At 55.9% G+C, this 5,239-nt stretch carries 2 tRNA genes and 3 rRNA genes; all 5 read left to right on the forward strand.

Annotated elements, in window-relative coordinates:
* The first annotated feature begins 211 nt into the window (after positions 1-211).
* A 16S ribosomal RNA gene (locus HEQ72_RS11095) occupies positions 212-1,697 on the forward strand.
* A 150-nt stretch (positions 1,698-1,847) separates the two neighbouring features.
* Positions 1,848-1,924: transfer RNA gene (locus HEQ72_RS11100), tRNA-Ile, on the forward strand.
* A gap of 27 nt (positions 1,925-1,951) precedes the next feature.
* Positions 1,952-2,027: transfer RNA gene (locus HEQ72_RS11105), tRNA-Ala, on the forward strand.
* A 232-nt stretch (positions 2,028-2,259) separates the two neighbouring features.
* Positions 2,260-5,012 (forward strand): 23S ribosomal RNA (locus HEQ72_RS11110).
* 87 nt (positions 5,013-5,099) lie between these two features.
* A 5S ribosomal RNA gene (rrf, locus tag HEQ72_RS11115) occupies positions 5,100-5,214 on the forward strand.
* The 16S, 23S and 5S rRNA genes sit together here with 2 tRNA genes alongside, the layout of an rRNA operon.
* Positions 5,215-5,239 lie beyond the last annotated feature (25 nt).

Here is a 5,239-nt window from a genome sequence, read left to right on the forward strand (position 1 = left end):
TTTGTTTAAGGAATTGTGTTGACGATTTTTGCGTTGGGGCTTAGAAGGTGCGTCCCGACGCTGAGGGACTGGTTTTTCTGGTTTTGTTGGTGTCTGGTGCTGTTTTACAGAGTGAAGAGACGGAAGGGATACGTGGACGACCGTGTTTAGACGGTAGTCTGGTATCTTTGATTTAAGCATACGCTTTGTGAAGTTAAGAGACTGTCGATTATGACTTGAGAGTTTGATCCTGGCTCAGAACGAACGCTGGCGGCAGGCCTAACACATGCAAGTCGAGCGCCCGGATTTATCCGGGAGCGGCGCACGGGTGAGTAACGCGTGGGAACATGCCCTGAAGTACGGAACAACCTGGGGAAACCTTGGCTAATACCGTATACGCCCTGAGGGGGAAAGATTTATCGCTTTGGGATTGGCCCGCGTTGGATTAGCTGGTTGGTGTGGTAACGGCGCACCAAGGCGACGATCCATAACTGGTCTGAGAGGATGACCAGTCACACTGGGACTGAGACACGGCCCAGACTCCTACGGGAGGCAGCAGTGGGGAATATTGGACAATGGGCGAAAGCCTGATCCAGCCATGCCGCGTGAGTGAAGAAGGCCTTCGGGTTGTAAAGCTCTTTCAGCGGGGACGATGATGACGGTACCCGCAGAAGAAGCCCCGGCTAACTTCGTGCCAGCAGCCGCGGTAATACGAAGGGGGCTAGCGTTGTTCGGAATTACTGGGCGTAAAGCGCGCGTAGGCGGCTTTGTCAGTCAGGGGTGAAATCCCGGGGCTCAACCCCGGAACTGCCTTTGATACTGCAAGGCTTGAGTCCGTGAGAGGATGGTGGAATACCCAGTGTAGAGGTGAAATTCGTAGATATTGGGTGGAACACCGGTGGCGAAGGCGACCATCTGGCACGGTACTGACGCTGAGGTGCGAAAGCGTGGGGAGCAAACAGGATTAGATACCCTGGTAGTCCACGCTGTAAACGATGAGTGCCAGCTGTCGGAATGCATGCATTTCGGTGGCGCAGCTAACGCATTAAGCACTCCGCCTGGGGAGTACGGCCGCAAGGTTAAAACTCAAAGGAATTGACGGGGGCCCGCACAAGCGGTGGAGCATGTGGTTTAATTCGAAGCAACGCGCAGAACCTTACCAGCCCTTGACATGGGGATCGCGGAACCGGAGACGGTTCCTTCAGTTCGGCTGGATCCCACACAGGTGCTGCATGGCTGTCGTCAGCTCGTGTCGTGAGATGTTGGGTTAAGTCCCGCAACGAGCGCAACCCTCGTCCTCAGTTGCCATCATTAAGTTGGGCACTCTGGGGAAACTGCCGGTGACAAGCCGGAGGAAGGTGGGGATGACGTCAAGTCCTCATGGCCCTTACGGGCTGGGCTACACATGTGCTACAATGGCGACTACAGAGGGAAGCCACTTCGCGAGAAGGCGCAAATCCCAAAAAGTCGTCCCAGTTCGGATTGCACTCTGCAACTCGAGTGCATGAAGTCGGAATCGCTAGTAATCGTGGATCAGCACGCCACGGTGAATACGTTCCCGGGCCTTGTACACACCGCCCGTCACACCATGGGAGTTGGTTTTACCCGAAGACGGTTCGCTAACCGCAAGGAGGCAGCCGGCCACGGTAGGGTCAGCGACTGGGGTGAAGTCGTAACAAGGTAGCCGTAGGGGAACCTGCGGCTGGATCACCTCCTTTCAAGGATGTATCCGGGGCAACCTGGGTCACCGAGAACACAACGCCGTGATATCACGGCATCGCACCGAAAGGTGCACCCGATACGGTCGTCCTCGTATCCCTTCCGCAGTCAGACGGTACCATTCATGGTACACGCCGGTGCACAGGCTCGGGCCTGTAGCTCAGGTGGTTAGAGCGTACGCCTGATAAGCGTAAGGTCGCTGGTTCGAGTCCAGCCAGGCCCACCACCGATGCCCAGGGACACCCGCGGCCCAGGGGGCTTAGCTCAGCTGGGAGAGCGATAGCTTTGCAAGCTATAGGTCATCGGTTCGATCCCGATAGCCTCCACCACCGCGCCGCACTGACTGCAGGGAAATCCGTTCGGGGCCATGCCCCGATACCGTCTCGTTGTTATTCATTGTAAAGAAGCAAGCAATTAAAGGGTCTAGTGACCGCGTTGGATTGCAGACCGGCACGTGCCGTCCGGAAGCCCGGATGGCGATGCCATGAAGGACTGCATGTTCAACGCATAATGTATGAATGCTGTGTTCCGTGTGCAGTGGTTTTTTCCCTGCGCATGGGCTCTCAAGCGTGACAAGGGCATCTGGTGGATGCCTTGGCACTGGAAGGCGATGAAGGACGTGGCACCCTGCGAAAAGTTCCGGGGAGACGGGAGCAATCTTTGATCCGGAAATGTCCGAATGGGGAAACCCACCGCATCTGCGGTATCCACACCTGAATACATAGGGTGTGGAAGCGAACCCGGCGAACTGAAACATCTAAGTAGCCGGAGGAAAGGAAATCAACCGAGACTCCGCAAGTAGTGGCGAGCGAACGCGGACCAGCCCAGTGGCTGCAGTGAAACAACCGGAAACGTCTGGAAAGGCGTGCCAGAGCGGGTGACAGCCCCGTACGGGTAAAAAACACTGCAGTCCTCGAGTAAGGCGGGACACGTGAAATCCTGTCTGAACATGGGGGGACCACCCTCCAAGGCTAAGTACTCTCCAGTGACCGATAGTGAACCAGTACCGTGAGGGAAAGGTGAAAAGCACCCCGACAAGGGGAGTGAAACAGTTCCTGAAACCGGATGCCTACAAGCAGTCGGAGCGGAATTCCTCCGGGAATGTCCGTGACGGCGTACCTTTTGTATAATGGGTCAGCGACTTACCGTATCGAGCAAGCTTAAGCCGGCAGGTGTAGGCGAAGCGAAAGCGAGTCTGAACAGGGCGTTCAGTTCGATGCGGTAGACCCGAAACCAGGTGATCTAGCCATGGTCAGGTTGAAGGTGGAGTAACACCCACTGGAGGACCGAACCCACGTCTGTTGAAAAAGACGGGGATGAACTGTGGCTAGGGGTGAAAGGCCAATCAAACCTGGAAATAGCTGGTTCTCCGCGAAAGCTATTTAGGTAGCGCGTCGGATCTATACCGCCGGGGGTAGAGCACTGGATCGGGACGGGGGGCGCGAGCCTTACCAACTCGAACCAAACTCCGAATACCGGCGAGTACTGTCCGGCAGACAGACGGTGGGTGCTAAGGTCCATCGTCAAAAGGGAAACAGCCCAGACCGCCAGCTAAGGTCCCCAAGTCATGGCTAAGTGGGAAAGGATGTGGGACGGCCAAAACAACCAGGAGGTTGGCTTAGAAGCAGCCATCCTTTAAAGAAAGCGTAACAGCTCACTGGTCTAATCAAGCTGTCCTGCGCCGAAGATGTACCGGGGCTAAAGCCATGCACCGAAGCTGCGGGCTTGTCTATGACAAGCGGTAGCGGAGCGTTCCGTAAGCCGGCGAAGGCAAACTGTGAGGTTTGCTGGAGGTATCGGAAGTGAGAATGCTGACATGAGTAGCGACAAACAGGGTGAGAAACCCTGTCGCCGTAAGTCCAAGGGTTCCTGCGCAAGGCTAATCCGCGCAGGGTAAGCCGGCCCCTAAGGCGAGGCCGAAAGGCGTAGTCGATGGGAACCACGTTAATATTCGTGGGCCAGGTGGATGTGACGCCCGTCGTAAATCGTTGCTCCTTATCGGATTGAAGCAGCGGTGAAGACGGGCCAGGAAATAACACCACCAACAATGACCGTACCCGAAACCGACACAGGTGGACTGGTAGAGTATACCAAGGCGCTTGAGAGAACGATGTTGAAGGAACTAGGCAAATTACTCTCGTAACTTCGGAATAAGAGAGCCTCGCCCGTGGGCAACCACAGGCGAGGGGCACAGACCAGGGGGTGGCGACTGTTTATTAAAAACACAGGGCTCTGCGAAGTCGCAAGACGACGTATAGGGTCTGACGCCTGCCCGGTGCCGGAAGGTCAAGAGGAGGGGTGCAAGCTCCGAATTGAAGCCCCGGTAAACGGCGGCCGTAACTATAACGGTCCTAAGGTAGCGAAATTCCTTGTCGGGTAAGTTCCGACCTGCACGAATGGCGTAACGACTTCCCCGCTGTCTCCAACATCGACTCAGCGAAATTGAACTCTCCGTGAAGATGCGGAGTTCCCGCGGTCAGACGGAAAGACCCCGTGCACCTTTACTACAGCTTCACAGTGGCATCAGATATTGGATGTGTAGGATAGGCGGGAGGCTATGAAACCAGGGCGCCAGCCCAGGCGGAGCCACCCTTGAAATACCGCCCTTCCCGTATTTGATGTCTAACCGCGTCCCGTAAGCCGGGACCGGGACCCTGTGTGGCGGGTAGTTTGACTGGGGCGGTCGCCTCCCAAAGAGTAACGGAGGCGCGCAATGGTTGGCTCAGAGCGGTCGGAAATCGCTCGACGAGTGCAAGAGCAAAAGCCAGCCTGACTGCGACACCGACGGGTGGAGCAGAGACGAAAGTCGGTTCTAGTGATCCGGTGGTCCCTCGTGGAAGGGCCATCGCTCAACGGATAAAAGGTACGCCGGGGATAACAGGCTGATACTTCCCAAGAGTCCACATCGACGGAAGTGTTTGGCACCTCGATGTCGGCTCATCTCATCCTGGGGCTGGAGCAGGTCCCAAGGGTATGGCTGTTCGCCATTTAAAGAGGTACGTGAGCTGGGTTTAGAACGTCGTGAGACAGTTCGGTCCCTATCTGCCGTGGGTGTAGGATACTTGAGAGGAGCTGTCCCTAGTACGAGAGGACCGGGATGGACGTACCTCTGGTGTACCAGTTGTTCCGCCAGGAGCACCGCTGGGTAGCTATGTACGGATTGGATAACCGCTGAATGCATCTAAGCGGGAAACCATCCTCAAAACAAGGTATCCCTTGAGAGCCGTGGAAGACCACCACGTCAATAGGCCGGGTGTGAAAGCGTGGCAACACGTGAAGCTAACCGGTACTAATCGCTCGATAGGCTTCAGAGCCCGTGCGCAGTGGTAAAGCCACTCAAAAAGCACGGAACACACCATTCATACAAAAAAAAACTATACCCGATTTGTGAGATGTGATGACCTGGTGGTCATGGCGCTGGAAAAACACCCGATCCCTTCCCGAACTCGGCCGTGAAAAACAGCTGCGCCAATGGTACTTTGCCTCAAGGCACGGGAGAGTAGGGCGCCGCCAGGTCTTCTCATCTCTCAATTCAAAAAAA

The sequence above is a fragment of the Haematospirillum sp. 15-248 genome (assembly GCF_012102665.1).
GTDB lineage: Bacteria > Pseudomonadota > Alphaproteobacteria > Rhodospirillales > Rhodospirillaceae > Haematospirillum.